This window comes from Streptomyces sp. NBC_01351 (assembly GCF_036237315.1).
GTDB lineage: Bacteria > Actinomycetota > Actinomycetes > Streptomycetales > Streptomycetaceae > Streptomyces.
The window spans coordinates 5,299,921-5,325,615 of sequence record NZ_CP108356.1 but is presented as its reverse complement, the minus strand read 5'-3'; the positions used below and the strand labels follow the sequence as shown (position 1 = coordinate 5,325,615).

At 71.4% G+C, this 25,695-nt stretch carries 23 protein-coding genes and 1 tRNA gene; 8 read left to right on the top strand and 16 right to left on the bottom strand.

What is annotated here, in order from left to right; translation table 11 throughout:
- Positions 1-102: 102 nt before the first annotated feature.
- The gene (locus tag OG625_RS24485) at positions 103-2,457 is read right to left on the bottom strand and encodes an immune inhibitor A domain-containing protein (RefSeq protein ID WP_329390923.1); all 2,355 of its coding nucleotides are present in this window, start codon (positions 2,455-2,457) and stop codon (positions 103-105) included.
- Positions 2,458-2,941: 484 nt separating this feature from the next.
- Between OG625_RS24485 and OG625_RS24480 the strand changes: the two genes are divergently transcribed.
- Complete coding sequence (locus OG625_RS24480; protein ID WP_329384999.1) at positions 2,942-3,229, top strand: hypothetical protein; 288 nt, start codon at positions 2,942-2,944, stop codon at positions 3,227-3,229.
- Between the two features lie 94 nt (positions 3,230-3,323).
- On the opposite strand, the gene OG625_RS24475 is transcribed toward OG625_RS24480, so the two are convergent.
- Both OG625_RS24475 and OG625_RS24470 read right to left on the bottom strand, forming a co-directional pair.
- Positions 3,324-4,067, bottom strand: coding sequence for an RDD family protein (locus OG625_RS24475; protein ID WP_329384997.1), 744 nt, complete (start codon positions 4,065-4,067; stop codon positions 3,324-3,326).
- 87 nt (positions 4,068-4,154) lie between these two features.
- Positions 4,155-6,056, bottom strand: coding sequence for an RDD family protein (locus tag OG625_RS24470; protein ID WP_329384995.1), 1,902 nt, complete (start codon positions 6,054-6,056; stop codon positions 4,155-4,157).
- A gap of 266 nt (positions 6,057-6,322) precedes the next feature.
- Between OG625_RS24470 and OG625_RS24465 the strand changes: the two genes are divergently transcribed.
- Positions 6,323-6,805: an SsgA family sporulation/cell division regulator gene (locus tag OG625_RS24465; RefSeq protein ID WP_329384993.1), complete on the top strand. Its 483-nt coding sequence runs from the start codon at positions 6,323-6,325 to the stop codon at positions 6,803-6,805.
- A gap of 5 nt (positions 6,806-6,810) precedes the next feature.
- Here the strand turns inward: OG625_RS24465 and OG625_RS24460 are convergent, their stop codons facing one another.
- Positions 6,811-8,181 (bottom strand): FAD-binding oxidoreductase, encoded by a 1,371-nt coding sequence (locus OG625_RS24460; RefSeq protein WP_329384991.1) that lies wholly within the window; start codon positions 8,179-8,181, stop codon positions 6,811-6,813.
- 124 nt (positions 8,182-8,305) lie between these two features.
- Here OG625_RS24460 and OG625_RS24455 point away from each other — a divergent pair, with 124 nt between their 5' ends.
- A complete protein-coding gene (locus OG625_RS24455) occupies positions 8,306-9,832 on the top strand; it encodes a tetratricopeptide repeat protein (RefSeq protein WP_329384989.1) in 1,527 nt (508 codons plus the stop codon).
- 335 nt (positions 9,833-10,167) lie between these two features.
- On the opposite strand, the gene hppD is transcribed toward OG625_RS24455, so the two are convergent.
- Entirely contained in the window at positions 10,168-11,313 is a 1,146-nt protein-coding gene (gene hppD, locus OG625_RS24450) for a 4-hydroxyphenylpyruvate dioxygenase (protein ID WP_329384987.1), read from the bottom strand.
- Positions 11,314-11,435: 122 nt separating this feature from the next.
- On the opposite strand from hppD, the gene OG625_RS24445 reads away from it, so the two are divergent.
- The 4 genes from OG625_RS24445 (at position 11,436) to OG625_RS24430 (ending at position 14,115) form a co-directional block, all read left to right on the top strand.
- Complete coding sequence (locus tag OG625_RS24445) at positions 11,436-11,912, top strand: Lrp/AsnC family transcriptional regulator (RefSeq protein WP_329390922.1); 477 nt, start codon at positions 11,436-11,438, stop codon at positions 11,910-11,912.
- A 71-nt stretch (positions 11,913-11,983) separates the two neighbouring features.
- Positions 11,984-12,580 carry an ArsR/SmtB family transcription factor gene (locus OG625_RS24440; RefSeq protein WP_329384985.1) on the top strand — a complete coding sequence of 199 codons (597 nt, stop codon included), beginning with the start codon at positions 11,984-11,986 and terminating at the stop codon, positions 12,578-12,580.
- Between the two features lie 24 nt (positions 12,581-12,604).
- Positions 12,605-12,808 (top strand): hypothetical protein, encoded by a 204-nt coding sequence (locus OG625_RS24435; protein WP_329384983.1) that lies wholly within the window; start codon positions 12,605-12,607, stop codon positions 12,806-12,808.
- On the top strand, positions 12,805-14,115 hold the full coding sequence (locus OG625_RS24430; protein WP_329384981.1) for an MFS transporter: 1,311 nt from the start codon (positions 12,805-12,807) through the stop codon (positions 14,113-14,115). Before OG625_RS24435 ends, OG625_RS24430 begins: the two co-directional genes overlap by 4 nt.
- On the opposite strand, the gene OG625_RS24425 is transcribed toward OG625_RS24430, so the two are convergent.
- From OG625_RS24425 to OG625_RS24400, 6 genes are all read right to left on the bottom strand, one after another.
- Positions 14,045-14,827, bottom strand: a complete 783-nt coding sequence (locus OG625_RS24425; RefSeq protein ID WP_329390921.1) for a S16 family serine protease — start codon at positions 14,825-14,827, stop codon at positions 14,045-14,047. The two genes, OG625_RS24430 and OG625_RS24425, sit on opposite strands and share 71 nt — an antisense overlap.
- Positions 14,828-15,062: 235 nt before the next feature.
- Positions 15,063-15,704 carry an IclR family transcriptional regulator gene (locus OG625_RS24420; RefSeq protein WP_329384979.1) on the bottom strand — a complete coding sequence of 214 codons (642 nt, stop codon included), beginning with the start codon at positions 15,702-15,704 and terminating at the stop codon, positions 15,063-15,065.
- Between the two features lie 414 nt (positions 15,705-16,118).
- Positions 16,119-17,903, bottom strand: a complete 1,785-nt coding sequence (locus OG625_RS24415) for a DEAD/DEAH box helicase (RefSeq protein WP_329390920.1) — start codon at positions 17,901-17,903, stop codon at positions 16,119-16,121.
- A 137-nt stretch (positions 17,904-18,040) separates the two neighbouring features.
- The gene (locus tag OG625_RS24410) at positions 18,041-18,436 is read right to left on the bottom strand and encodes a type II toxin-antitoxin system death-on-curing family toxin (protein ID WP_329384977.1); all 396 of its coding nucleotides are present in this window, start codon (positions 18,434-18,436) and stop codon (positions 18,041-18,043) included.
- Positions 18,437-18,441: 5 nt separating this feature from the next.
- Positions 18,442-18,642 (bottom strand): hypothetical protein, encoded by a 201-nt coding sequence (locus OG625_RS24405; RefSeq protein ID WP_329384975.1) that lies wholly within the window; start codon positions 18,640-18,642, stop codon positions 18,442-18,444.
- Between the two features lie 83 nt (positions 18,643-18,725).
- A complete protein-coding gene (locus tag OG625_RS24400) occupies positions 18,726-20,177 on the bottom strand; it encodes an MFS transporter (protein ID WP_329384973.1) in 1,452 nt (483 codons plus the stop codon).
- A 181-nt stretch (positions 20,178-20,358) separates the two neighbouring features.
- Here OG625_RS24400 and OG625_RS24395 point away from each other — a divergent pair.
- Positions 20,359-20,430, top strand: a tRNA-Cys gene (locus tag OG625_RS24395).
- Positions 20,431-20,496: 66 nt separating this feature from the next.
- Here OG625_RS24395 and OG625_RS24390 read toward each other — a convergent pair.
- From OG625_RS24390 to mycP, 5 genes are read right to left on the bottom strand one after another with little or no spacing between them, the layout of a single operon-like run.
- Positions 20,497-21,183 (bottom strand): hypothetical protein, encoded by a 687-nt coding sequence (locus tag OG625_RS24390; protein WP_329384971.1) that lies wholly within the window; start codon positions 21,181-21,183, stop codon positions 20,497-20,499.
- Positions 21,171-21,722 carry a hypothetical protein gene (locus tag OG625_RS24385; protein ID WP_329384968.1) on the bottom strand — a complete coding sequence of 184 codons (552 nt, stop codon included), beginning with the start codon at positions 21,720-21,722 and terminating at the stop codon, positions 21,171-21,173. The genes OG625_RS24390 and OG625_RS24385 overlap by 13 nt, the downstream gene beginning before the upstream one ends.
- 1 nt (position 21,723) lies before the next feature.
- Positions 21,724-24,036 (bottom strand): DUF6571 family protein, encoded by a 2,313-nt coding sequence (locus tag OG625_RS24380; RefSeq protein WP_329384966.1) that lies wholly within the window; start codon positions 24,034-24,036, stop codon positions 21,724-21,726.
- A 9-nt stretch (positions 24,037-24,045) separates the two neighbouring features.
- Positions 24,046-24,468, bottom strand: coding sequence for a hypothetical protein (locus OG625_RS24375; protein WP_329384965.1), 423 nt, complete (start codon positions 24,466-24,468; stop codon positions 24,046-24,048).
- 33 nt (positions 24,469-24,501) lie between these two features.
- Complete coding sequence (mycP, locus tag OG625_RS24370; protein ID WP_329384964.1) at positions 24,502-25,680, bottom strand: type VII secretion-associated serine protease mycosin; 1,179 nt, start codon at positions 25,678-25,680, stop codon at positions 24,502-24,504.
- Between the last annotated feature and the right edge of the window lie 15 nt (positions 25,681-25,695).

Below are 25,695 nucleotides of genomic sequence, written 5' to 3'. Positions count from 1 at the left end.
TCCCCCGTCAATAAGAAACTCGTACCGCGCATCTAAACGCGATCGGCCGCCGCCCGCTAGAGGGCGACGGCCGATCATGCTTTGACCTGCGGTTTTACCGAATTACTTGCTGGAGGGTCCGACCTCGACCGTCATGACGAGACCATCGTAGGTCTCCTTGAGGATCTTGATCTTGGTGTTGGTGTCAGTGACCTTCACCGAGCCGGTCGGGTTCTCGTCGTACCAGTACTTGCCCTTGCGGTCGTCGAAGACCAGCTGGGCGGCCTTCGGCTTGAGGAAGAGCTCCTCGCCGTTCTTGTGCAGCGTGATCGCGTCCGTCTTGTAGGCGCTGAAGGTGGCGTCGTACGGCTGGATCTTGTTGCGCAGCAGGGTGCCGTCCGCCCACTTCATGGGCTTCGGGTTGGCGTCGATCGGGAGGATCAGACCCTGGCCCGGGTGCTCGCTGGTGTTGTTGTCCTTCTGCGAGGTGTCCCACTGCCAGATCAGGAGGCCGTCCTGGTAGGCGTAGTGCTCGACCCAGTTCGGACGGGTGTTGGCGAAGCCGAAGTTGTACGGGCCGACCTGGAGGGTCTTGTCGTACGAGACGTAACGGCGGTTCTCGGCCAGGTAGTACTGGGCGTACTCCTTGGTGAAGCCGGCGCCGATGCGGGAGAAGCCCTTGCCGGTCCAGCCGTTGTCGCCGTTCTCGGCGCCGTCGGTGAACAGCGGGGCGCCGTCCGCGGTGATGGTCATGGCGTCACCGGTGAAGCCCTTGCCGCCCGCGCCGCCGTCCGTCTGGTAGCGGAAGCGGAGGTCGACCTTCTTGCCCGCGTAGGCGTCCAGCGGGAAGTTGAGGTTCTTCCAGGACTCCGAGGCGCCGGTCAGCGACGGGCTGCCGGAGGCGTCGACCGGGAGGGCCGTGCCGTCGGCGGTACCCGCGAGGGCGGTCCAGGTGGCGCCGCCGTCCGTGGACACCTCGGTGTAGAGGTAGTCGTAGTCGGCCTCGATGTCCCACCAGCCCTTGAGGGACAGCGCGGCGGACTTCTTGCCCGTCAGGTCGACCGACCGGGTGAGGGTGTTCTTGAGGTCGTCACCCATGTTGCTCCACCACTGGGCGGAACCCTCGGCGGGAGCGACGACGTCGGTCGTGACCTGCTTCTTCGGCAGCTCGACGACCAGCGCCTGCTTGTCCTTGGTGTTGTACTCCGAAACGCCCAGCTTGTGGGTGGACTTCGTCGCGGCCTTGGCCTTGTCGTAGTTCAGCCAGCCCAGCTGGAGCTTGTCCCAGGCGGTCATGTCGCCCGGGAGGTCGCCTATGGAGTCCTTGCCGGTGCCGAGCCAGGAGCCGGCCGACATCAGGGACCAGAAGCCGACCGAGTTCTCGCCGCCACCGGAGGTGTCGTAGAGGTCGGGCAGGCCCAGGTCGTGGCCGTACTCGTGGGCGAAGACGCCGAGGCCGCCGTTCTCGGGCTGCATCGTGTAGTCGCCGACCCAGATGCCGGAGTCGCCGATCTGGGTGCCACCGGCCTTGTTGTTCTCCGGACCGGTCTTGCCCGCCGCGGTGCCGTACGCGTACCAGCGGTGCGCCCACAGCGCGGTCGTGCCCTGCACGCCGCCGCCGGCCGACTCGTCCTCGCCCGCGTGGACGATCTGGAAGTGGTCGATGTAGCCGTCGGGCTCGTTGAAGTTGCCGTCGCCGTCGAAGTCGTAGCGGTCCCAGAGGTCGTACTGGGCCAGCTTCGCCTTGATCTCGGCGTCGGACTTGCCCGCCTTCTTCTGGGCGTCGACCCACGCGGTGACGCCGTCCTTGACGGTGTCCCACACGTTGGCGCAGTTGCTCGAACCGCAGTAGTTCGAGCCGTAGCGGGCCTCGTTGTACGGGACCTTGACCCAGTCGGTGACCTCGCCCTCGACCGAGTAGCGGCCCGAGGAGGTCTTCTCGAAGTAGGTCTTCAGCGAGTCCTTGCCCTGACCCGTGGCGAAGTACAGGTCCTGGAAGTACTCGCGGTTGAAGTCCTTGCGCCAGGCGGTGCTGTTGTTGTTGGCACGGTCCGGCTGGGCGATCGTGTTGTGCATCGGGCCGGGGGTGCCGCCGTACTTCGGAACGGCAGGCTTGGGGCCGGGGCCGTCCGGGTCGAACATGGTGGTGCTGTCGACCTGGTCGCCGAACTCGACGAGGATCGTGAAGATCTTGTCGGTCTTCTCGCGGCCGAGCTCGACGTACTTCTTGTCGTCGAGCTTGACGACCTTGGAGGCGCCGCGCTGCTCGACGTTCTTCTTGCCTTCGAGGACCTGGTCCAGGGCGGCCTTGCGCTGCTCGGCCTGCTGCTCGCTGAACGGGCCCTGGAGGTTGTGCTCGACGACCTTGGACGGGGCGGTCGGGTCCTGGCGGTCGGCCGCCGGGGCCGCGGGGGCCTGATCCTCGGCCTGGGCCGCGGTGACGGTGAAGAAGGTGGCGCTCGTCGCACAAGCTGCCATGGTCACGGCGACGGCTGCGGCGCGCAGGGCGCGCCTCTTGCCGGAGTTGCTGATCACTTGATGTCGTTCCCCTCCCGCGGCCGCATGGACGGTCGGAACGTCTCCATCGGAGCAGGGGGGTTCCGCGCGGCGCGCGTCTCAAGTGACGACATTTGACCGGAGAGTTCAAAGAAAAGACAGACCTTGACTTGTTCCTTACAACTGCACTATGCGGTCAGCGAGTTCCGGTATCCGGACGTTCCCCTGCCATACGGGGCGAAGGGCCCTTCCCAGCCGGGCATTTGGTGTGTTCCGGGCGCGATGGGGCCGTGCCGGCCGGGTGCATGGTGAGGAAAATGACCCTCGTGCGCCCCCCGTGCTCCGGCACCGTGGGTTAGGTCACGCTTACTGGCGGTTCCACTCGGGCATCTGCAGTCGTAGAGTCACTTGACGCGCGACCAAGTTGAGCCGACTCCCCCTCCCCTCCCTGAGGACGGATATCGCCATGCCGCGTCCGACTGCCGCACAGCTCGCCTACGGGTCCGCCACCGTCATCGTGTCGACGATCGCCATGCTGCTGCTCTCGCAGACGCGTACGGGGCTCGGGGTCGCGGTCATCGCCGCGGCCGCCCTCGCCCTCGGTCTGCTCGTCGCCGTGACCGTGCCCGCCGCCCCGAGCCGGCGCGGCCGCCATGCGGCCCGTACGGGCCGTGGCGCGGCTCCCGTCGCGGCCGCGCCGGCGCCGGCTCCCGCTTCCGCCGGGGCCGTCGCCGAACAGCCCGTGCACCACTGACGGCGTACGCAACGCGAAGCGGGCGGCCTCCCCGGAGGGACGACCGCCCGCAGCGTCGTGCGTGTGGGTGCGCGTGTGGGTGCGCGGTGCTTCCTTAAGTGGTGGCCTGGACCACCACGGTCTTGCCGACCTTGTCGTGCAGGCCCTGCTTGTACGGCTTGTCGGCCAGGATCGACACGATCAGTGCGAGCGGCCACAGGCAGAAGCAACAGATCAGCGTCGGCAGCCAGAGCACCGCGGAGCGGGTCAGGGCCGCACTGGACTGCGGCACGCTGCCGTCGTTGAGCATCGCGACGCGCAGGCCCATCGCCTTCTTGCCGAAGGTCTGGCCGTTCTTCTTGGTGAACCACCAGTCGTAGCCGACGTAGGCCACGATCGAAATGAGGGTCATCAGCAAGCCGGTGCCGCTGTAGGACTTGGTGATGATCTCGGTGACGTCCTCGCCCTTGTTCGTCTCGACCGTGTAGCGGTTCCGGTCGCCGACGGCCAGTTGGATGAGGAACAGCGGGACGGCGACGATCAGCAGGTCGATGATGCGCGCGGCGAGCCGCTTGCCGAAGTCGGCGAGCGGGGGCATCCCGGCGAGCGGATCGGGCATGCCGTAGCCGCCGCCCCCGCCGTACGGGTCACCGCCGTAGGGGGGCGGCGGGGGCGGGTATCCCCCGCCCCCGCCCCCGCCCGCGCCCGGTCCTCCGGGTGGTGGGGGCGGCGGGAAGCCGCCGCCCCCGGGGGGCGGCGAGCCGTACGGCGAACCGCCCGACGGAGGCGTCGGTTCCTGGGGCTTCTTGAGGAACGGGTCCTCGGGCGGCTCGCCCGGCGGCGGCTGGTCGGTACTCATGGCCCGAGTCGAACCCGGCTCCGCCGACCCCGCAACGGGACCGCGTCCATTCGGGCGACGGGCCGGGCGCAGCGGTCGAAGCCCGGGTCAGCGGGACACGTACGTCTTGGCCGCCTTGTCGTGCCAGGCCTGGCGGCGCGGGCGGTCCACGAGGCACCAGAGGCTGCCGGGGAGGCCGAGGAAGGCGTACACCAGCCAGCGGCGCAGGGCCGCGCCGAAGCGGGGCGGGCGCAGGGTGGCGGTGGCCAGCACCCTGATGCCGAGGAGCTTCTTGCCGGGGGTACGGCCCCAGCGGGCGGTGGGCAGGACCTCGTAGAGGACCCCGAAGAGGAGGACGACCCCGAGGACCAGGCCCAGTTGGCCGGCGACGGTGGCGTCGAGGAGCCACACCGTGGTGGCGCGGCCGCTCGCCCGGGCGGTGTCGACCTTCGCCTGGACGTGGGCGGTCGCGGCCGGGACCAGGGGCAGGGCGGTGGCCGCCGCGACGGCCGCGAACACGAGGGAGTCCAGGGCGCGGGCCACGGCCCGCCGGCCGAGCCCGGCGGGGCGTACGGCCCGTTCGGCCATCCGCTCGAAGACGGCCCGCGCCGATTCCGCCCTTGACTGGGCGGCGGGGGTACGGGTGGCCTCCGCCCGGGTCGGCTGGGCTCCGCGGGGCTCGCGGGCGGGCGGGGTCTCCTGCGCGGGCCGCGGGAGTACGGGGCGGGCGCCGGCTGCGCGGGGCGGCCATACCTCCGGGCGGGCGTCGCTGTCTGCGGCGGACTGCCGCGAGGCGGTACGGGGGGCCTCGTCCCAGGGCTCCCGGGCACGGGGCGGGCGAGGCTCCGCGGGGGCCTCGTCCCAGGACTCCCGCGCACGGGGGGCCCGGGGCTCCGCGGGGGCCTCGTCCCAGGGCTCCCGGGCACGGGGCGGGCGAGGCTCCGCGGGGGCCTCGTCCCAGGGCTCCCGCGCACGGGGGGCCCGGGGCTCCGCGGGGGCCTCGTCCCAGGGCTCCCGGGCACGGGGCGGGCGAGGCTCCGCCGGAGGCTCGTCCCAGGGCTCCCGCGCACGGGGGGCCCGGGGCTCCGCGGGGGCCTCGTCCCAGGGCTCCCGGGCACGGGGCGGGCGAGGCTCCGCCGGAGGCTCGTCCCAGGACTCCCGCGCACGGGGGGCCCGGGGCTCCGCGGGGGCCTCGTCCCAGGACTCCCGCGCACGGGGCGCGCGGGGCTCCGCAGGGGCCTCGTCCCAGGACTCCCGCGCACGGGGCGCGCGGGGCTCCGCGGGCGGCTCGTCCCAGGACTCCCGCGCACGGGGCGGGCGAGGCTCCGCAGGGGCCTCGTCCCAGGACTCCCGCGCACGGGGCGCGCGGGGCTCCGCGGGCGGCTCGTCCCAGGGCTCCCGCGCACGGGGCGCGCGGGGCTCCGCAGGGGCCTCGTCCCAGGACTCCCGGGCGCGGGGCGCGCGGGGCTCCGCGGGGGGTTCCGCCTCGGGCCAGGAGGCCGTCAGGCCGGAGACGGCGGCTCCGGCGGCGTCGGGCCACGCGGTGCTCGCGGAGGGCGGGGTCGGGGGGGTTCCGCCGTGGCCGGGCGTGCGCCGGGGCGGCTCCTCGGGCGTCGACCGTTCCCAGGGGTCGGTGGGCCGAGGGGGGTCGTGTTCGGCGCCCTGCGGGGACGCCCCGCCACCCACCCGTCCCCGGCGGAGGCTGTCTTCGGCCGGAGTGGAGTGCGGGGCGGGGGGCTCGGCGTCGTCCTCCGGGGGGCGCGCCAGGGAGATGCCCGGGCGGGCCGGGTCCGGGTCGTTGCCCCAGGACACCCGGCGGTCGCGCGGGCCGCCGAAGCCGGCCTGGTGCACCGGGTCCGCCTGCCACACCGCGGGCTCGTCCAGGAACACCGGCCCCGTCTCGTCGGAGCGCACGGCGGGGCGACTCGTACCCGGCACCCAGGACAGTCCGTTCCAGTAGCGGACGTACCCGGGGATGGACGGATCGGGGTAATAGCCCTCTCGGGCCACGTGCTCTCCGTCACCAGGGGAGGCCGTCAATGTCCCCAACTCCGATCGTGGCTTGAGGCTTGCGCAAGGGAGGACCATAGCCAAGAACCCCTGTGCGGCATGGGTGGTAACGGGAGAATCCAAACCTTCGGGCGAATGCGAGTTTCGGTCAGTCGACAGGTTTCGGCCAATCTCGCGAAGTCGCGTCATACCCGGGCACATCGGCGCTCTCTCCGGGTGTGGGGCCAGATCCCGGTCTCACAGCGACACCGCGAAGTGAGGCCGTCATGCACCACCACCCCGTCATCGAGCGCGAGCTGGAACTCAAGCTGGTCCTGTCACCCGAGCGCACCGTCCCCGTTCCCGCGCGGCTCCTCTACCTGACGGACGACCCGTACGCCGTGCACATCACCTTCCACACCGGCTCCAGCACCCCCGTCAACTGGACCTTCGCCCGCGAGTTGCTGGTTGAGGGGGTGTTCCGCCCGTGCGGCCACGGCGACGTGCGGATCTGGCCGACGAAGGTCGACAACAAGTCCGTGCTGTGCATGGCGCTCAGCTCGCCCGACGGGGACGCGCTGCTGGAGGCCCCCGCCGCTTCCGTGTCGGCCTGGCTGGAACGGACCCTGCGCATCGTCCCGCCCGGGACGGAGGTCGAGCGGCTGGGTCTGGACGACGCCCTGGCGGAGCTGCTCGCCCCGACCCCGGCCGACGAGCTGTGGCTGCGCGATCCGTGGCCCTCGGACGAGTCGGGGGACGGGGACCTGTGATGCCGTCAGAAGAGCTTGCCCGGGTTGAGCAGGCCCAGCGGGTCGAAGGCCTGCTTCACGGCCCGCTGCATCTCCAGCCCCACAGGGCCGAGTTCGCGGGCCAGCCACTCCTTCTTGAGGACTCCGACACCGTGCTCGCCGGTGATGGTGCCGCCCAGGGAAAGGCCCAGTGCCATGATCTCGCCGAACGACTCGCGGGCCCGCCGCGTCTCGTCCTCGTCGGCGGGGTCGAAGCAGACGATCGGGTGGGTGTTGCCGTCGCCGGCGTGCGCGCAGACCCCGATGAGCAGGTCGTGCGCGCGGGCGATCGCGGCCGTCCCGTCCAGCATCTCGGCGAGCCGCGAGCGCGGTACGCACACGTCGTCGATCATCGTGGCGGGCCGCAGCGCCTCCAGCCCGGGGAAGGCCATCCGGCGTGCCTGGAGGAGCAGTTCGGACTCCGCCTGGTCCTCGGCGGGTACGACGGCGGTGGCCCCGGCGGCCGTGCAGAGGTCTCCCACGGTGGCGAGGTCCTCGGGGGCGTGCGGGGTGTCGAAGGCGGCGAGGAGCAGGGCCTCGGTGGCCTCCGGGAGGCCCATCTTGCCGAGCGCGTTGACGGCGCGGACGGTCGTGCGGTCCATCAGTTCGAGGAGCGAGGGGGTCAGACCGGCCTCCATGACGGCGCAGACCGCCTCGCAGGCGGCGGCGACGGAGGGGAACTCCGCGGCGAGCGCGAGTTGGCGGGGAGGGGCGGGGCGCAGGGCGAGGACGGCTCCCACGACGATGCCGAGGGTGCCCTCGGAGCCTACGAAGAGGCGGGTGAGGTCGTATCCGGCCACCCCCTTGGCGGTGCGGCGGCCGGTGCGCAGGAGGCGGCCGTCGGCGAGGACGACGTCGAGGCCGAGCACGTATTCGGCGGTGACGCCGTACTTGACGCAGCACAGGCCGCCGGACGCGGTGCCGATGTTGCCGCCGATGGTGCACTGCTCCCAACTGGAGGGGTCGGGCGGGTAGTACAGGCCCTGTTCGGCGACGGTGCGGGAGAGGACGGCGTTGACCACGCCCGGTTCGACCACGGCGATCCGGTCGACGGGGCTGATCTCCAGGATCCGGTCCATCTTGGTCAGGGACAGCACGATGCAGCCGTCGGAGGCGTTCGCGGCGCCCGAGAGGCCCGTACGGGCGCCCTGCGGGACGACGGGGATCCGTAGGGCGGTGGCGGTGCGCATGACGTGCTGGACCTGCTCCACGGTCCGGGGCAGGACGACGGCGGCGGGGGCGCCGGCGGCGCAGAAGCTCGCCATGTCGGTGGCGTAGGAGGTGGTCACCTGGGGGTCGGTGAGCAGCGCCTCGGCGGGGAGTCCGTCCAGCAGGCGTGCGGAGAGAGCGGCGTCCATGTGGCCAGGGTGGCAGCCGCTGGGGGCCCCGCCCAGGGGTAGCCGGGGGACCATCGGTGTGAACACGCCGACGACCCTCTTCGGACACCCCGGCGAGCTCTTCATATTGACGCACAGTGACTCCATGGAGCGTATGGACATCGTCGAGGAAGCACAGCAGCCCGCGCCGCCCGTGACCTTCACCGGTCGCAAGACGCTCGTGGCGGCCGCGGTCGCGGTGGTCCTGATCGCCGGAGCCCTGCTGATCAGGCCGGCCCGGGCAGGTGACGACGCGCGCCCGCCGGGGCCGACCGAGCGGGCCGCTTCGGCGGTCGGCATGGGCGCGCCCGTGGCGGCGGTGGACCTGACGGCGCTGGTTTCGGACCGGGAGAAGTGGCTCGCTAAGCACGCGGACGACGAGGCTTCGTGGGCGGTGCTGGGCGCGGCCTACCTGGAGCAGGCGCGGCGCACTGCCGACTCCGGCTGGTACCCGAAGGCGGAGAAGGCGCTGAAGCGGTCGCTGGAGCTCCGCCCGGCCGAGAAGGGCAACTTCGACGCGATGACGGGCATGGGCGGGCTGGCCAATGCCCGCCGGGACTTCGGGACCGCGAAGAAGTGGGGCGAGCTCGTACGGGCGCAGGCGCCGCAGCGGTGGACGGCGTACCCGGTGCTCGTGGACGCGTACTCGGGGCTCGGCGACTACAAGGGTGCGCAGACGGCGATGGAGCGGCTGCTGGAGCTGCGGCCGGGCCTGGCGGCGTACGTGCGGGCCTCGCAGGTGTACCGGGACCGCGGCTGGCGCGAGGACGCGGCGGTGGCGATGGAGCAGGCGGCGGCCGCGGCGAAGGCGCCGGCGGAGAAGGCGTACGCGCTGTTCCGGCTCGGGGAGCTGTCCTGGGAGCGGGGCGAGACGGAGGCGGCGCTGGGCTACTACGAGGGCGCCCTGCGGGCCGACCCGGCGCAGGCCCAGGCACTGGGCGGCCGGGCCCGGGCGCTGGCCGCGCTGGGCCGGGGCGGCGAGGCGGTCCGGGACTACCGGCTGGCGCTGGGGCGGGCCCCGGTGCCGCAGGTGGCGCGGGAACTGGGCGAGCTCCTGGAGTCCCTGGGGCGCGGGGAGGAGGCGCGGGCGGCGTACGACATGCTGAACGGGCTGGCGGCCCGGGACGGCACGAACGGGGTCGACGACGACGTGGTGCTGGGCCTGTACGAGGCGGACCACGGCGATCCGGCGGCGGCGGTGCGGCGGCTCTCGGAGGAGTGGACGCGGCACAAGAGCGTGCAGGTCGCGGACGCGCTGGGGTGGGCGCTGTACAAGGCGGGCGCGGCGGAGGAGGCGCTGGAGTACGCGAAGAAGGCGACGGAGACGGGGCTGCGGAACGCGGAGTTCGCGTACCACCGGGCGATGATCGAGCGCGGCCTCGGCGACGACGCGGCGACCCGCCGCTACTTGCAGGAGGCCCTGCGGACCAACCCGAGCTTCTCGCCGCTGCGCAGTCCCCTGGCGAAGGAGGCCCTGTCGGCGATCGCCGAGCCGCCGGCGGGGGGCCCGGAGAACCTCCTCCCGACCAAGCCGTGGGTCGCCCCGGACCTCCCGAAGCCGGTGGCGAAGCCGAAGCCGGCGTCCCAGCCGAAGCCGAAGCCGTCCCCGTCCCCGTCCCCGTCCACCCGCTGACGGAGCCGCGGCCCCTCCCCTCCCGGGGCCGCGACCCCTGCGGGGCTGTACGTGACTCTCTTCGGCGCGGCGCCGCTGCTGGGGCTCCGCCCCAGGCCCCGCGTCTCATGCGCCGGCGGGGCTGGATCTGGCTCATGTCGCCCGCCTGGCGTGGGCTGGATTGCCCGGAGGGCCATTTCAGCCCCGCCGGCGTTTGAGGCGTGGGGGTCCCCCCGGACGGAGTCCGGGGGGAGGGTCCGGGGCGGAGCCCTGGCAGCGGCGGCGCAGACGGGCACGGGCGGGTCCCCCGGCGGCAGCCGATGGGCGGCACGGCCAGGGGACCCGGAAACCGCGACCTACAGGTTGCCGCGCTTGGCCTGCTCCCGCTCGATCGCCTCGAACAGCGCCTTGAAGTTGCCCTTGCCGAAGCCCATCGAGCCGTGCCGCTCGATCATCTCGAAGAAGACCGTCGGCCGGTCCTGCACCGGCTTGGTGAAGATCTGCAGCAGGTAGCCGTCCTCGTCGCGGTCGACGAGGATCTTCAGCTCGCGCAGGGTCTCCACGGGAACCCGCGTCTCGCCGGCCCACTCGCCGAGCGTGTCGTAGTACGAGTCCGGGGTGTCCAGGAACGAGACGCCCGCCGCCCGCATCGACCGCACGGTCGCCACGATGTCGTTGGTGGCCAGCGCGATGTGCTGGACGCCCGCGCCGCCGTAGAACTCCAGGTACTCGTCGATCTGCGACTTCTTCTTCGCGATCGCCGGCTCGTTGATCGGGAACTTCACCTTCAGGGTGCCGTCCGCGACCACCTTCGACATCAGTGCCGAGTACTCGGTCGCGATGTCGTCGCCCACGAACTCCTTCATGTTCGTGAAGCCCATGACCTTGTTGTAGAACGCGACCCACTCGTTCATGCGGCCGAGCTCGACGTTGCCGACGCAGTGGTCGATCGCCTGGAAGGTGCGCTTGGCCGGCGGCTCGACCATCGGGTCGACGGCGACGAAGCCCGGCAGGTAGATGCCGGTGTAGTCGCCGCGCTGCACGAGCGTGTGACGGGTCTGGCCGTACGTGGCGATGGCCGCCAGCGTCACCGTGCCGTGCTCGTCCTTGACCTCGTACGGCTCGTCCAGGCCGCGCGCGCCGTGCTCGACGGCGTAGGCGTACGCCGCCCGCACGTCCGGGACCTCGATGGCGAGGTCGATCACGCCGTCGCCGTGGGCCGCGACGTGCTCCTCGAGGAAGCGGCCGTGGTCCGTCGTCGCCTTGATGACCGACGTCAGGACGAAGCGCGCGCCGCCGTTGGTCAGGACGTAGCTGGCCGTCTCGCGGACGCCGTTCTCCGGTCCGGAGTAGGCGACGAGCTTCATGCCGAAGGCGGTCGAGTAGAAGTGCGCGGCCTGCTTGGCGTTGCCGACGGCGAAGACGACCGCGTCCATGCCCTTCACCGGGAAGGGATCTGCCTCACGCGCGGTGTGGGGGGTGGTTTCGATGGTCTCAGTCATGAGCGCAGAGTCCCGCCGATCCACAAGCTGCGCAATAGTTTCCAAATCTGCTGTACATACTGACCAGCTCAGCCGCAGGATGGCTGAAACATCTGTGCACTATGACCACCCCGGAGGCACCCGTGGGCATCGATGAACTCGACGGCCGTCTCATCGTCCTGCTCGCCCGCGAGCCCCGGATCGGGGTCCTGGAGGCCTCGCGCCGCCTGGGCGTGGCCCGCGGCACGGTGCAGGCCCGCCTCGACCGGCTCCAGGGGAACGGGGTCATCCGCGGCTTCGGCCCGCAGGTCGATCCGACCGCACTGGGGTATCCGGTGACCGCCTTCGCCACCCTGGAGATCAAGCAGGGCCAGGGGGCGGACGTACGGGCCCACCTGGCCGGGGTGCCGGAGGTACTGGAGCTGCACACCACCACGGGGCACGGGGACATGCTGTGCCGGCTCGTGGCCCGGTCCAACGCCGACCTGCAGCGGGTGATCGACCGGGTCGTCGCCTTCGAGGGGATCGTCCGGGCCTCGACGGCGATCGTGATGGAGAACCCGGTGCCGCTGCGGATCATCCCGCTGGTCGAGCAGGCGGCGGAGGACGACGACCGCTGAGTCCCGAGTTCCAAAGAACTGGTTGCAAAGAAACCCTTGCATAGGAGTCTTTGCAACTCTACTGTTGAGCCATGCCCGAGAACCCCGAGCCGAACCAACCCACCGAGCCCAAAGTCCGCACCCTCGACGCCCGCTCCCTCCGCGGACTCGCCCACCCCCTGCGCATGCGCATGCTCGCCGCCCTGCGGCACGACGGCCCGGCCACCGCCTCCCAACTGGCGGAGCGGCTCGGAGAGTCCAGCGGTGCCACCAGCTACCACCTGCGCCAGCTCGCCGCGCACGGGTTCGTCGAGGACGCGCCCGAACACGGCAAGGGCCGCGAGCGCTGGTGGCGGGCCGCCCACGACGGCACCCAGTTCGACGAGACACTGATGTACGACGGCGACCCGGAGACGCGCGGCGCCGCCGACACCTTCATGCACGAGATCGCGACGATCCACGCGCAGGAGGTGAGCACCTGGCTCGGCGACGCCCACTCCTGGTCCAAGGACTGGCGCCGCGCCTCGGAGATGAGCGACTTCACCCTGCGCCTGACGCACGAGCAGGCCCATGAACTGATCCACAAGATGCACGACTTGATCAACAGCTACCGCGACCTGCCGCCGGCAGAAGGCATGGAGACGGTCCGCGTCCACTCGCACGCCTTCCCCCGCCGCACCGCCAAGTAGCCGTTTCCCAGAAGGAGTCCTGCCATGCACGCCTTCGCACACGCCGCCGACCACGCCACCCGCACCGCCGAACTGGCCGCCGAGGCCGCCGCCTGGCGGCTCGCCGCCTCGGTCGACACCACCCCCGCCCTGCGCGACCGGCTCGGCGAGGCCCTGATCGCCGTCGGGATCCGCCTGATGCGGCCGGACCACATCCACAGCCGCGTCCGACACCAGCTCGCGGCATGAGCAGGCGGCCCTTCACCGCAGTCCTCGCCGCCAACACCATCTCCATAGCGGGGAGTTCGCTCACTCTCATCGGCGTCCCGTGGTTCGTGCTGCAGACCACGGGCAGCGCCGGCCGCGCCGGGGTCGTCGCCTTCTGCGCCACCCTGCCCATCATCGTGGCGGCCCTGGTCGGCGGACCGGTCATCGACCGGATCGGCCGCCGCCGGGTCTCCGCCGCCTCCGACCTGATCTGCGCGCTGGCCGTCGGCGCGATCCCGCTCCTGCACTACGCGGGCCTGCTGGAGTTCTGGATGCTGTGCGCGCTGATGGCCCTCGGCGGCCTCGTGCACACCCCGGGCCTGACCGCCCGCTACGTCCTCCTGCCCGACCTCGCCGAGCACGCCGGCACCACCCTCGTCCGGGCCGCGAGCCTCTACGACGCGGTCTCGCGCGGAGCGCGGATGATCGGGGCCGCGCTGGCCGGCGTACTGATCGCGGCCTTCGGCGCCGAGACCGTACTCCTCCTGGACGCGGCGACCTTCGGGGCCTCCGCCCTGCTGGTCACCGCCTTCCTGCGCGGGGTCCCGGCCGCCGAACCGCAACGGGCCGCCGGGAAGGTGTCCTTCGCGGTCTACCGGGCCGAACTCGCCGAGGGCTGGAGGTTCCTGACCCGTTCGCGCCTGCTGATGGGCATCACCGTCATGGTGATGATGACCAACGGACTCGACCAGGGCTGGTCCTCCGTCCTGCTGCCCGTGCACGCGCGGGACGCCCTCGGCGGGGCCACCGCCATGGGCCTGCTGGTCTCCCTCTTCGGCGGCTCCGCACTCCTCGGCGCCCTGCTCTACGGGGCCTGGGGCGAACGCTTCCCCCGCAGGACGGTCTTCGCGGCGGCCTTCCTGGCCTCCGGAGCCACCCGCTTCGTGGTGGCCGCGTTCACCGACACCACGCTCCCGCTCGCGGTGACCATGGCCCTGGCCGGACTGGGCGCGGGCATGCTCAACCCGATCCTGTCCACGGTGATGTACGAGCAGGTGCCGGACCAGCTGCGCAGCCGCGTCTCCGGGGTGACCACGGCGGGCTGCGAACTGACCATGCCGATGGGCGGACTCGCCGCCGGTCTGCTGGTCGACGGCTTCGGGGCGGCGAAGGCGCTGCTGCTGTTCGGCGGCACCTACCTGCTGACGACGCTCGCTCCCCTGGTCTTCCCGGCCTGGCGGGCCATGAACGCCAAGGGCACCGGCGACGCCGACGACGTCAGCAGGACGGAACGGCCCCTCCCCGGTTCAGCCCGCGAAGGGCGTTCACCGCATCCGTCAGCGAAGTGACGGGGACCAGGCGCAGCCCCTCGGGAAGCTCGGAGAGCGCGTCCGCGCACTCCGCCTTCGGTACGAGGAACACGGTCGCCCCGTCGCGCCGCGCGGCCTGGGTCTTCAGCGGCACCCCACCCACGGCGCCGACCTCGCCGGCGGCGGTGATGGTGCCCGTACCGGCGATGGTGTGCCCGCCGGTGAGGTCGCCGCCGCCGCCGTCGCCGTCGAGCTTGTCGACGATGCCGAGGGAGAAGAGCAGCCCGGCGCTGGGTCCGCCGACGTCGGCGAGGTTGAGCTCGACCTTCACGTCCTTGGGGTCCTTGCGGAGGTAGCCGAGGGCGGCGTCGGTGGCGGCCGACTGCGACTTGGCCATTTCCTCCAGATTGTGCTCTTCGATCTCCTTGTCGCTTCCGCCCGAGGGGTAGACGGCTTCCCTGGGCATGACCGCCCGGCTGGAGTCGAACCAGTCGCCGACGAGGTCGGGCAGGTTCACGGTGGTGGAGGGGCCGGTGGCCTGGATGGTGGTCATCCGGAGCTGGCCCTTGGTGTCCCGGGTCGGGGCGCCGGAGACGGAGATGACGGGCTTGCCGTCCCGCTCACCCAGTACGTCGGCCGTGAGCCCGGGTTGGGCGATCACGAACGGCAGGGGTGCGAGGGCCGCGACGGCGAACAGCCCGACCACGGGCACGGCGCAGACGGCCAGTGCGGCGGGACGCGACAGACGCATGAGACGAGAGAGCACCCGCCCAATCTATCGGCCCGCCCATCCGACTCCCCGCCGGACCATGCCGGCCCCGCCCGGGTCCGGGGCGGAGCCCCGATCCTCAGCCCCGCCGGCGTTTGAGGCGCTGGGGGTACCCCCAGCGGTAGCTGGGGGAGGGTCCGGGGGCAGAGCCCCCGGCAACGGCGCCGCACCCGGCACGAACCACCGGCACCCGGCACGGCCCTGCCGAGCCCGCGGCCTAGCGAAGGGCGTCGGCCACTTCCCGCGCCGCGTCGACCACCCGCGGCCCCACCCGCTCCGGCACCGCGTCGGCCAGCATGACGACTCCCACGCTGCCCTCCAGCCCGGTGATGCCCACCAACGGCGCGGCGGCGCCACTGGCGCCCGCTTCGAGCTCGCCGTGGGTCAGGGTGTACCCCGGCTCGATCAAGGACCCCTGACGGGCCGCCAGAATGGCCCGCCCCGCGGCCCCGCGGTCCAGCGGGTGGCGGAAGCCGGGCCGGTAGGCCACGTGGTAGTCCGTCCAGGTCGGCTCCACGACGGCGACGGCGAGCGCCTCGGAGCCGTCGACGAGGGTCAGGTGCGCGGTGGCCCCGATGTCCTCGGCGAGCGACCTCAGCGCGGGCAGCGCGGCCTCGCGCACCAACGGGTGCACCTGCCGACCCAGCCGCAGCACTCCGAGCCCGACGCGGGCCCGGCCGCCGAGGTCACGGCGGACCAGGGCGTGCTGTTCGAGGGTGGCGAGGAGCCGGTAGACCACGGTGCGGTTGACACCGAGGCGGTTGGAGAGCTCTGTGACGGTCAGACCGTGGTCGGTGTCGGCGAGCAGTTTGAGGACTCTGAGCCCTCTGTCGAGAGTCTGGGAGGTTTCCGCGGTCACGACGCCTCTCCCTCTTTCGGTGAGCGGCGGTAACTCTCGGGTGACGCACGTCGCCGGTCCCACGGCGACGCACGGAGAGGCCGCCGGTAGCGGCCATAGCACCGGCTGCGCTACCGCGGCGGCGCTGCCACGGTGCGTTCAATGCGGGGACAGTAGCGAGCAGGTCCGCTCAGCGGAAGGGCTCGTCCAGAATCCGGGCGCCTACTACCCCTTTATGCCGGTTACTGATCGCCGATGGAAGGGTTCCGCGGGCCTGCCCGCCCCGGCCCGCCTGTAGGACCGTACGAGTGCGGTCGGGGCCGCCGCTGGACGAAGCAGGGGGCCCGTACGGGCGCTCCGCACGGACCCCCTGTCACTCTCCGTGGCACACGCCGTGTCACTCTCCGTGGCACACGCCGTGGCGCCCGGGCGGGCTCACCGCATGCGGGTGGCCCACTCCTGCACCTTCTTGATCCGCTCGCGCAGCTGTCCCGCCGTCGCCTCCGCGCTCGGCGGCCCGCCGCAGACGCGGCGCAGCTCCGTGTGGATCACCCCGTGCGGCTTGCCGCTCTGGTGGACGTACGCGCCGACCATCGTGTTCAGGGACTTGCGCAGTTCCAGCAGTTCCTTGTGCGAGACCACCGGCCGCCGGTCCGCCGGCAGCTCCAGCAGGTCCGCCTCCGCGTCGGGCTTGCGGCGGCTGTGCGCGATCTGCCGCGACTGCCGCTTCTGGAGGAGCATCTGCACCTGGTCCGGCTCCAGGAGTCCGGGGATGCCGAGGTAGTCCTGCTCCTCCTCGCTGCCCGGGTGCGCCTGCATGCCGAATTCGGCGCCGTCGTAGAGGACCCGGTCGAAGACCGCGTCGGACTCCAGCGCCTCGAAGGACATCTGCTCGTCCTCGCCGGTGTCCTCGTCCTCCTGCTTGTTCGCCTCGTCCATCTCCTTCTCGGACGCGGCGTACGGATCCTCCTCGCCCTGCTTCTTGGGCTTGTCGAGGACGTGGTCGCGCTCGACCTCCATCTCACTGGCGAAGCCGAGGAGATAAGGAATGGTCGGAAGGAACACGGATGCGGTCTCGCCACGCCTGCGTGATCGCACGAAGCGTCCGACGGCCTGCGCGAAGAACAGGGGGGTCGAGATCGTCGTCGCGTACACGCCCACGGCGAGGCGCGGGACGTCGACGCCCTCGGACACCATCCGGACGGCGACCATCCAGCGGCTGCCGTCCTCGCTGAACTCGTCGATCCGCTTCGAGGCGCCCGTGTCGTCGGAGAGGACCACGGTCGCCTTGGTGCCGGTGATCTCCTTCAGCAGCTTGGCGTAGGCGCGCGCCGATTCCTGGTCGGAGGCGATGACGAGCCCGCCCGCGTCGGGGATGCCCTTCCTGACCTCCGTCAGGCGCTGGTCGGCGGCGCGCAGCACGTTCGGCATCCAGTCGCCGCGCGGGTCGAGCGCGGTGCGCCAGGCCTGCGAGATGGCGTCCTTGGTCATCGGTTCGCCGAGCCGGGCCGCGATCTCGTCGCCCGCCTTGGTGCGCCAGCGCATGTTGCCGCTATAGGACAGGAAGATCACGGGCCGGACGACTCCGTCGCCGAGCGCGTTCCCGTAGCCGTAGGTGTAGTCGGCCGAGGACCGCCGGATCCCGTCGTTCCCCTCCTCGTACGCGACGAAGGGGATGGGGTTGGTGTCGGACCGGAAGGGCGTACCGGTCAGGGCGAGCCGCCGGGTCGCCGGGTCGAAGGCCTCCAGGCAGGCCTCGCCCCAGGACTTCGAGTCGCCCGCGTGGTGGATCTCGTCGAGGATCACGAGGGTCTTGCGCTGCTCGCACCGGTTGCGGTGCAGCATCGGCCGCACGCCGACGCCCGCGTAGGTGACGGCGACCCCGTGGTAGTCCTTGCTGAGCGGTCCCGCCGAGTACTCGGGGTCGAGCCGGATGCCTATCCGGGCCGCCGCCTCCGCCCACTGCTTCTTCAGGTGCTCGGTCGGCGCGACCACCGTGATCTGCTGCACGACGTGGTGGTGCAGCAGCCAGGAGGCGAGGGTGAGCGCGAAGGTGGTCTTGCCGGCGCCGGGCGTGGCGACCGCGAGGAAGTCCCGCGGCTGGGTCTCGATGTAGCGGTTCAGCGCGCCCTCCTGCCAGGCGCGCAGCTTGCCCGCGGTGCCCCACGGGGCACGGCCGGGGAAGGCGGGTGAGAGGTGGTGGGAGGCGGTAGTAGTCACGGTCTCCGGTTCGTCGCTCTCGGCGTAACTGGTACGGGTGGCAGGCGGTCGTACGTAGGACAACCGGGCCACCTTACCGGCACGGGCCCGCCCCTCGCGGAGGGACAGGCCCGTGACCTCGGGCGGTGCGGTGAGCGTCACATCTCCGCGTGTAGCTCCCGCAGTCGGCGGGCGATCACCGCGACCTCGCCCTCGCGTCCGGCCGCCACGTCGACGACCAGGTCGTACGCCGCGTCCTGGTCCGCGCCGCCCAGGTCCGTGCCGTTCACGGCGAGGAAGGTGGCGGCCGCCAGCCAGGCCGTGCGCTTGTTGCCGTCGACCAGGGGGTGGTTCGTGGCGATGCCGTGGAGCAGCGCGGCGGCCTGTTCGTACGGGTCCCCGTAGGCCGGAGTCCCGAACATGCGGGCCCTGGGCCGGTGCACGGCGGACTCCAGCAGCCCGGGCGCGCGCAGCTCGACGGGCTGGTCCTGGGCCAGGCACGCGTGCCTGGCGAGGTCGAGGACCTCGGCGAGGGTCAGGTGGCGTACGGCCATCCCGCTCACTCCCCCAGCCGCTTCAGCAGTGCGGCATGCCGCTGCGCGAGCCGCCCGGCGGCCTCCCCGACGCGTTCCCGCTCGGCCCGCAGGTGGTCCCGTACGGCGCCCAGTGCGCGCTCCTCGGGCGTCTGCCCGGTGGCATCGGCGAGGTCGGCAAGCTCCGCGCGCTCGGCGTCGGAGAGCCGGATGATCAGCTCGTTCATGCCCGGAGGGTATCCGCGCGGGGCTCCGCGCTCCCCCTGCTTTTCGGAGCCGGGGAACGCCCCCCCTCTGCCCGTCTACTCCTCTACCCCTTGGCCGGCTCCAGCCGGGTCGCCACCCACGCCCCCACCAGCGCCACGCAGGCCATCGGCAGGAACACCACCACGAAGGCCGCCGGGTGCGAGGCGGACGCCCCGGCGGACACGGCGTGCGCGGCGCCCACCGCTCCCCCGCCCAGCGCGGCGAACGCGGCCCCGCCCCCCGCCAGCAGCACCACGTTCGCCAGTGCGTCGGAGATCTGCAGCGACGCCGAGTTGGCCCCCGCCTCCTCCGGCGCGGACAGCTTCAGCAGCAGCACACTCGTGGAGCCGATGACCAGGCCCATCCCCAGGCACCCCACCGCCCAGGCCAGCGCCAGCGTCCACACCGGCACCGCCTCGATCAGCACGGCCGGCGCGGCCGCGATGGCGACGGCCACCATCACCATGCCGCCCACCATCAGCCGCTCCCGGTACGGGGCCATCCGCCCCTTCGACTGCACCCACGACCCGCCCGCCCAGGTCACCCCGCCGAGCGCGAGCGAGAAGCCGGCCATGGTCGGGCTCAGCCCCCGCTGCGTGACCAGCATCAGCGGTACGAAGCTCTCCGCCGCGATGAACGACCCCGCGGCCACCCCGCGCAGCAGCACCACCGACGGCAGCCCGCGCCGCGCCCGGTACGTCCCGCGGGGCAGCAGCCCCAGCACGGCGGGCACGAGCAGCGCCACGCCGGCGGCCCCCGGCAGCAGGGACCACCACTCAAGGTCCTGGGCGGCGTACTGCAGCAGCCCGGCCCCGAGGGAGATCCCGAACGCCAGCCGGATCCGCCGCCGGTCGAAGGCCACGGGCGGGGCGTCGGGGTCCACCGGCCCGGACGCGGTCCTGCGTATCGCCGGCAGCGCCAGCGCCAGCGGCACCACGACCAGCGCCGGGATCCCGAGGAACACCCACCGCCACCCGAGGTGCTCGGTGACGGTCCCGGACGCCAGCGGCCCGACGATCGACGGCACCACCCAGCTCGCGGCGAAGGCCGCCATGATCGCGGGCCTCAGCCGTTCCTCGTACGCCCTGCTCACCACCACGTACAGCGCGACGATGACCAGCCCGCCACCGAAGCCCTGCACGGCCCGCCCGAGGACGAACACCCCCATGACCTGGGCGGTCCCGGAACACACCAGCCCGAGGGCGAAGGCCCCGATCCCGACGGTCACCGGCCGCAGCGGGCCCTGCCGGTCGGCCCACTGCCCCGACAGGACCATGCCGAAGAGGCTGGTGGTGAAGTAGGCGGAGAACCCGAAGGCGTACAGCGCGATCCCGTCGAGCTCCCGCGCGGCGACGGGCATCGCCGTCCCCACGGCGGTCGCCTCGAAGGCGATGAGAAAGACGACGGAGATGATCCCGATGCTGAGCGTCCGGTAGGCAGCCCCGAGGATCCCGCCCGGCGACGGGGCCGGGGCGGGCGCGGATATCTGGGGCACGCGGGGTTCGAGGGCGCTCATCGCCCCAGCGTAAGGTGCGTAGCCGCGTCTCGACCCTGTCAATTGGGCGGATCCGGCCCTCGGTCCCCGGACCTAGTCCTCCCGGAACTGTGAACGCGGCATGGCAGTCGCATTGCACGGCACCCGGAAGCCTTCCCCCGCCCCCGGGGCCCCCATACGGTCGTACCCATCACCACCACACAGCCGTGTGCCCGAGTGGTTGAGGGACTCGCCTGCAAAGCGAGTTACGCCGGTTCGATTCCGGTCACGGCTTCGAGACGAGCCGCTCAGGGGCAGGCGCTCCCCTGAGCGGCTTTCGTCGTGCCCGGGCGGGCAGCCGCTACGACGAGGAACCCGGCTGAGCCGGGGGCAGCTCCCCTGCCCGCGCCGGCAGGCCGCCCTCGTTCGCGCAGCCCAGTTCCCGCGCTACCGCCAGCGCGGCGGAGTGGGCCACCACCAGATAGTGGTCCTCCGGCCTGTCGTCCTTCCTGATCTTGTGAAACCGGTTCGTGAAGACACTCGTGACCCGCAGGGGAACCTCGGCGCTGGAACCGGCACGCGTGCTCGCACAGTCGAAAGACACACTGCCTTCCTGCGCACCCAGTACGACGCGCACGCCTACGCGGTCGGGGCTCAAGGGACCCGCCTTACCGCTGTCCGCCGACAGTCGGATCTCCGCGACCCGGCTTCCTCGGCCGACAGAACCGGTCACGACACAGGGTGCGACAGGCGTCTCACGCACCTTCGGCCCCGCCTTGTACGCGCCTTCCAGCGCCTTGCCCATGGCCGTGACGCCCACGGTCTGCGCATCGTCGTTGACCAGTTGCGAGGACTGCAGCACGGCCCTCACCGCCTCACCGGCGGCATCCGTGATCAACCCGGGGCACGCCTCCGTCAGGGCCACTTCCGGAGGCTTCACCGAACGCGACGCCTTGGGCTCGGGGTCTGACGTGGTACATCCGGCAACCACGGCCATGGCCACCGCGAGTGCCGCGACACGGGCGGTGGAAAGGATCAGGGCGCGCACCCGAGCTCCTTGGTCGCGAACTCGTGGTACTGCTTCATGAGGCCGGTGAAGTAGGGGCGCGGGTCCTTGGGCGCGTCCGGGAGGGAGCCGTTGTCGAGGCTGAGCTCCAGCTCGAACGTGGCGTCCGACCGCTTGCACGTGAGTGCGACCACGGCGCCGTCGTCCCAGACCAGTCCCTTGTTGCCCACGTCGAGTGTGTCGGGGTGCTGCTTCTGCTGCGTGTCCCAGAAGAAGTCCTGCCCCGGACCGAGCCGCCAGGCACCCGCGTGGAACCTGATGTCACCGTCGACGTACAGCGTGCACGACGTCTTCTTGTTGTCCTGCGGGAGGTCGAACGTGGAGGGGGAATCGTCCCGGACCTTCTGGCCGTTGCCCGCCAGCGGTGCCAGTTCCTTGCCCGTGAAAGCAGCTGCCCCCCAGCAGACGCGATCCGGCAGCACCGCCGACGCCTGCTCGGGCCCGGGCTCCCCGGAGCAGGCGGACAGCAGCGACCCGGCGGTCACGACACCGATGACGAAGGAGTACCTGTGGCGGGCCATCTCAGGATTGTGCCTTACCGGTGGCCATGTGGTCCCGGCCGACCGAGTGGGCGATTCCGGTTTCCTTCGAGGCCACACCGGCAAGGTCGTTGATGTCGGTTTCGCTCATGCCCGTCCCGCGCGCCGCGTTGTGTACCGCGGTCGCCGCGGACTCGCTGGCTGCCTTCTCGGCCTTCGCATAGTCGGCCAACACGCCCTTCTCGGTCTCACCCATCTTGTCGGCAGCGTCCTTCTTCGCCCCGTCGACGACCGCTTCGGTGATGTCTTCCTGCAGCCATTCCAAGGCGTCTCCGGCCAGCGGAACCATCTCCAGGTACTTGCCGCCGACCGCACCGATGCCCCGGTTGATCCACTTGGCGCCGTCCTCGACACCCTTCACGTACTCCTCGGCCGTGTGCTTGGCCTCGCCGTAGGTGCCCTGGGCACGGGCTTCCGAAAGGATGCCCGCGATCTGGCCGCCGGGGTTGACCGCGTTCCCCACCGCGGCGTCCAGCTCCTTGTGGTCGGCGCGGTGTGCGAGGAGGTCGCTGACCAGAGCCGTGGTGTACGTCTGCGAGGCATTGGTGATGGCACCGTACGCTTCGGGATCCTGGCCGACCGCCCCCAGGAACCGAGCCATGTGGGACTTCTCGAACTCCGCCTGCACGCCCTCGATCTTGATCTGCTTTCCGCCGTTCTCGGCGGACGCCTGCAGGTCCGGGATGTATTCCGCCGCCATGTTGCCGAAGTGCCCCGCCAGGGGGCCCAGCCTCGGCTTCTTGTCCTCGCCCGGTTCCTGCGCCACCAGGGACGGGTCGTCGCCGACCTTCTCGACGACGCGTTCCATGATCGCCGTCATTTCCTTGGTGTGCGGCACCGGCTTCGCGTCCTCGTCGCCCGCCGCGCGACCGCTGACCGCCGCCTCCAGGGCCGCGCCGAGGGCCTCCTGGCTCGGGCCCGCTTCACCGTAGGGGTGGCCGGGGGTCCGGTCGAAGGCGTCGGCCCACGCCTCCTTGTCGAGCATGTAGTCGACCATGCCCCGGTCCTTGCCGTGCTGGCCGTCCACGACCTTGTCGGCCGTGGTGACGATGCCGTCGCCGTTGCTGTCCTTGCGGACCGGCTCGTTGAAGAAGGCCGTGGCCGCGTCCGGGTTGTTGGACATCGCGTCCATCAGGCCCGTCAGCGGGTAGAACCCGCGGCTGCCGTCCTTGTCCTGGCTGAGCACCGTCTTCGGGTCGTACGGGGAGCCGTGCTCCCAGGCCTTCGGGTTCTCCCGGTCGAACGCCACCATGTCCCGGCCGACCGAGGTCAGGAAGTCCTTGTCGTACTTACCTTCGTGGAGCAGCGCGCCGAGCGCCTGGTAGCCGTAGATCTTGCTGGTCAGATCGCCGGTGACCTGCATCTCCTTGCGGCCGGCCTTCATCAGGTCGGTCGTCCAGGCCGCATCCAGGTGGTTCGGCGAGCTCTTCTGCGTGGCGAGCCCCAGCATCGCGCCCATGTCGTTCTGGATGTTGCCGACCATCGCCAGGCGGTCCTTGCCCGCCTCGCCCAGGGTCGACGCGTCGATGGACAGCTTCGCGTACGCCTCGAGCGTGCCCTCGGGGCCGAGCTTGCGGTAGAAGTCCGGCGCGAACTCGGCGTCGTTGCGGTTGTCGTCGAGCAGGTCCTCCAGCTCGCGCAGCGCCTCGGGGTTGCGCGCCACCCCGCCCGTCTCCTTGCTGAGCTTCTTCATCAGCTCGGCCGCCCGGTCGGCCTGTTCGCCGTCCAGGGTGGTGTACTTCGGCGCGGTGAAGTTGTGGTCGTCGGAGGCGTTGGCGCGCAGCGCGCGGGCCAGGGAGTCGTCGGCGTCCGAGACGTCCTCGACGAGCCGGTCCACCCTCGCCTGCCAGGCCTTGCGGTTCTCCTCCTGCCGGCGCTTGAACTCGGGGTAGTCCGGGTCGTGCCGGGCCGCGTACTCGGTCTTCGGGTCCATCGGTATGGCCGAGACCTTGCCGGCCGCGTCCACGCGGAACCCGGCGGCGGGGGCCTCCTCGTCGACGGCCTTCTTCAGCGCGTCCCGGGCCGTCTTGATGGTGGTGTGGCCGTCGCTGAGGAGCTGGTGGACGCCCTTGGCCGCCTTGGCGGCGTCCTCGAACTCCTTGGCCGTCTTGTCGACGAACGCCCGCCCGACACCGGCCGTCACCCCGCTCCACTGGGCCTTGTCGGACTTCGCCTTCATGCCGTTGCGAGCGGCCTCGGCCATCTCGTCCAGCTTGTCGGCCATGGCCTTCCAGTCGGTGGCCGCCGTCTGGAGTTTGTCCAGCGGGGCGTGCATCACGTTCTCGTACGTCGGCATGGGGGCGGCCTACTTCAGGTACTGGTCGATGGCGGACGCGGAGAAGTCGGCCTGGAGCTGCTGCTCGTCCTTGGCGTGGGACTTGACCGAGTAGTTCAGGCCGTTGGAGACGTTCGCGCAGGCGGCCACGAGGGTCTTCACCTGGCTCTCCCAGGTGCTGTTGAGCTTCAGCAGCGCCGCCCCGCTCACGAAGTTCTCCTTCGTGAGCGCGCCCGCCGCTTCGCTGGTGGCGGTGGCGGCGTGCTTGCCGTCGGTCTGGAGGCGGGTGTGCAGCTTGTACGCCTCGGAGCCGATGGCCCCGATGTGGTCCTGGTTCACCTCAAGGTCCCCGCCACCGCCGCCACCGGGGTCCACGGGGACCTGGTTGAGCCGCATGGAGACGTTGGCGCTGGCCGTGGCGCGTGCCGACGCCCATTCCTCGTCGAACGACATCGCGTGAACTCCTGTAACAGGTCGTGGGGGGGGTCAGCGGTTGCGGCGTACGACGACCACGGTGACGGCTCCGCCGATCAGCAGGCAGGCTCCCAGGCCGAGACCGATCCAGGGAAGGGCACTGCCGCTCTTCTTCTCCTCGGCCTGGGGGGCGGGGGCGGGCTTGGACGCCGCCGAGTCCGGGGTGCCGGACGGGGCCGCCTTGGCCCCTCCGGCGGCCGCCGCCAGGTCGGGCAGCGGGTAGACGTCGGCCGGGCCGGGGTCGCCGGGGGTGGGAACCGCGATACGGGGGCGGACAACGCCGTAGCCAACGTAGTCGTTGCGCTCTACGCCGTCGGTGGGCTTGCCCGCCGTGTTGAGGAGCACGCGCAGGACCTGGTTGTTGGTCCAGTCGGGGTGGGCGGACCAGAGGAGAGCGGCGGAGGCGGAGGCGAGGGCTGTGGAGTCACTGGTGCCGTGGTTCTTGCAGAGACCTGTCTTGGCTTTGCACGCCGTCACAATGTCGATGCCCGGCGCAGAAAGATCCACCTGGGGTCCGTGCTGCGACTCCTTGGTCGCTTCGCCCTTCGCGTCCACCGCGCCCACGCCGACCACTCCGGGAGTCGCGGCCGGGTACAGGACCTCGTTGGTAGACGCGCCGTCATTACCAACGCCGGCGAAGATCAATTTTCCCTTGGAGAGTGCGTACTTGACTGCTTCAGCCCTCGCGCGGTCATCCTCCGGAGTCCCTCCAAGTGCCATCGAAATATTGATGACCTTGGCCTCTGAGTCTGCCGCATACCGAATGGCCTCGACGAGGAACGGGGTCTTCACCCCCTCCATCGAATCAGGCACGCGGATCGGGAGAATCTTGACGCCGGGTGCAAGTCCATAGCTGCCGTCACCACTCGGGTGTTTTCCAGTAGCGGCGATGATGGCAGCCATGGTGGTGCCATGCCCGGAATAGTCGTTGTCTCTATCGCCCGGGGCGTCGCCTGCAGGGAAGACCGCTCCGGGGAGGATTTGTCCTTCGAGTTCCGGGATGCGATTGACACCGGTATCAATCACCGCGACGGTGACGCCCTTGCCTGTGCTGGTCTTCCAGATTTCGTCGGCCTTCATGGCGTCGAGATGCCATTGCTGCGATCGAATGGTCTCCGCGTGGGCCGGGGTCGCGGCGACCCCGGCCAGCAGCAAGCCCACCAGGGCCGAGGTCGCCTTACGCATGCGCATCCCGTACAAAGTCCG